Annotated in this window: 3 protein-coding genes; all 3 read left to right on the forward strand. The window is 68.3% G+C overall.

Annotation, left to right across the window (positions count from 1 at the left end):
- The first annotated feature begins 18 nt into the window (after positions 1-18).
- Complete coding sequence (locus WBA11_RS10270; RefSeq protein WP_424520602.1) at positions 19-462, forward strand: GatB/YqeY domain-containing protein; 444 nt, start codon at positions 19-21, stop codon at positions 460-462.
- 21 nt (positions 463-483) lie between these two features.
- A complete protein-coding gene (locus tag WBA11_RS10275; protein WP_424520603.1) occupies positions 484-1,044 on the forward strand; it encodes a CvpA family protein in 561 nt (186 codons plus the stop codon).
- A gap of 70 nt (positions 1,045-1,114) precedes the next feature.
- The coding region (locus WBA11_RS10280) for an AAA family ATPase (protein ID WP_424520604.1) at positions 1,115-2,160 on the forward strand (1,046 nt) is incomplete at its 3' end.

A 2,160-nucleotide genomic window follows, 5' to 3' on the forward strand; every position in this document is an offset into this window, starting at 1 on the left:
GACACGATCTGATCTGTCATGCTCAAGGAAACGCTCGCCCGGGATTTGAAAGACGCGATGCGCCAAAAGGACAAGGTGCGGCTCGGAGCGATCCGCATGGTCCAGTCGGCGATCACGCAACAGGAGAAGTCCGGCGACGGGCCGCTCTCCGACGACCAGGTCACGGCCGTCGTCGCGAAACAGGCCAAGCAGCGCCGTGACGCGGCGGCACAGTACATCGAGGCCGACCGCCAAGATCTGGCCGACCGCGAGATCGCGGAGCTCGGCTACATCGAGGCCTACCTGCCGGCCCAGGCGACCGACGAGGACATCCACCGCACGGTCCACGAGATCGTCCAGCGGTCCGGCGCGACCTCGATGAAGGACATGGGCCGCGTGATGGGCGAGGCGATGTCGGCGCTGAAGGGCGTCGCGGAGGGATCGCGCGTGCAGGCGGTCGTGCGCGAGCTACTGTCGGCCTAGGTGGGCAAACTGGACCTTTTCATGGCCGCCATGCTCGCGATCGGGCTGTGGCGCGGGTTGCGCACGGGCGCGCTCCGGCAGATCGTCTCGACGGTCGGTTGGGTCGTGGGGTTCGTCTTCGCAACGGCCTTGATGGAACCCATCGGCGTGATCGTGGCTGAGAGTTTGGGCGTGAGCCCTCGGACGGCACCGGTGCTCGGCTTCATCGTCGTTTTTGGCGCTGTCCTGGCGGCTCTCACGGCGGCGACGCACGTTCTGCGGAAGACCCTCGAGGCGATCAAGCTGGGAAGCCTGGACACCGCGGCGGGCGGAGGCGTCGGGGCGCTTCGGGCGGCGTTCGGACTGTCCGTGCTGATGCTCACGACGTCGTTCAGCCCACTTCCCGGACAGTCCCCCTTCGCCATCGCCGAGGAGACCCGAGCGGGATCCGTCCTCTACGACCCGATCGAGGCCATCGCGCCCGAGGTCTGGGGTGTCGTGCGGGCCGTGACGCCCGGGATGCAGCAGGCGCTGGTCGACAAGTTCAACACGTGGCAGGAGGGGGAGCCGGAGTCGGTCACCGGCGAGGAGCCGCTCGACTAACTGGCCGGGGCACGGGGCCTGACGCGAGGCCGACACACCTTGAGGCGAGCTTCGCTGCCGCCACAGATCCATGACACCACTCCGGCTCCAACTCCGCAACTTCCTGTCGTACGGGGAGGAGGCGCCCGTCCTCGACTTCGAGGGCATCCACGTCGCGTGCCTGTCGGGTGGGAACGGGCAAGGAAAGAGCGCCTTGCTCGACGCGATCACGTGGGCGGTCTGGGGCGAGGCCCGAAAGTCGAGCGAGGCCCGAAAGCCGGACGACGAGTTGCTGCGCATCGGCCAGCGCTCGATGGAGGTCTCGTTCGAGTTCCAGGCCGGCGAGGCCGTCTACCGCGTCGTGAGGAGCTATCAGCGGTCGGCGAGCGGGAAGACCTCGAAGCCGGGTCTGGAGTTCACCGTCCGCGACGGCGACGACTGGCGGCCGTTGACGACCGGCTCGGTGCGCGAGACGCAGTCGGCGATCGACACGCGCGTCGGGATCGACTACGAGACGTTCATCAACTCGACGTTTCTGCTCCAGGGCCGCAGCGACGAGTTCACCAAGAAGAAGCCCGGCGAGCGGAAGGAGATCCTGGGCAAGATCCTGGCGCTCGGGCGCTACGAGCGGCTGGCGACGCAGGCGGGCAAGCGGTGGAGCGCGCTCCGCGAACAGGCCAACAGCCTCGAGGCCGAGACCGAGCGATTGTCACAGGCGCTCGGCCCGGTCGAGGAGTGGGAAAAGGAGCGGGCTGCCGTGGCGGAGATCGTCGCGACGACCGCCCTCGAGGTCGAGACCGCGACCAAGGACGAGGCCGATGCGGCGCGGACGCTCGCCGACCTCGATGCCGCCAAGCGCGAGGCGGACGATGCCCGCGCGGCGCTCGGGGACCTCGGCAAGCGGATCGAGCGCATCGAGGCCGAGCAGGCTCGGGTAGCGGAGCGGACCAAGAAGGCGGAGACGCTGATCGCGTCGAGCGACCAGATCGAAGCCGATCACACGCGGTACGAGTCGTTGCGAGCCGAGCGGTCCGCCCTCGATGACAAGGCCGCGCTGTTCCGGGGCATCGAGTCGCAGCGGCATCAGGTCTCGCTCGACCTGGAACGAAAAAAGGCCGAGGCCCAGCGCGAGGTCGA

Origin of the sequence: Rubrivirga sp. (genome assembly GCF_049648075.1) — a bacterium.
Lineage (GTDB): Bacteria > Bacteroidota > Rhodothermia > Rhodothermales > Rubricoccaceae > Rubrivirga.

What these genes read in the sequence shown, in the direction of transcription:
- WBA11_RS10270 (WP_424520602.1), top strand. Translation starts at nt 19, where the DNA reads ATGCTCAAGGAAACGCTCGCCCGGGATTTGAAAGACGCGATGCGCCAA.
- WBA11_RS10275 (WP_424520603.1), top strand. Translation starts at nt 484, where the DNA reads ATGGCCGCCATGCTCGCGATCGGGCTGTGGCGCGGGTTGCGCACGGGC.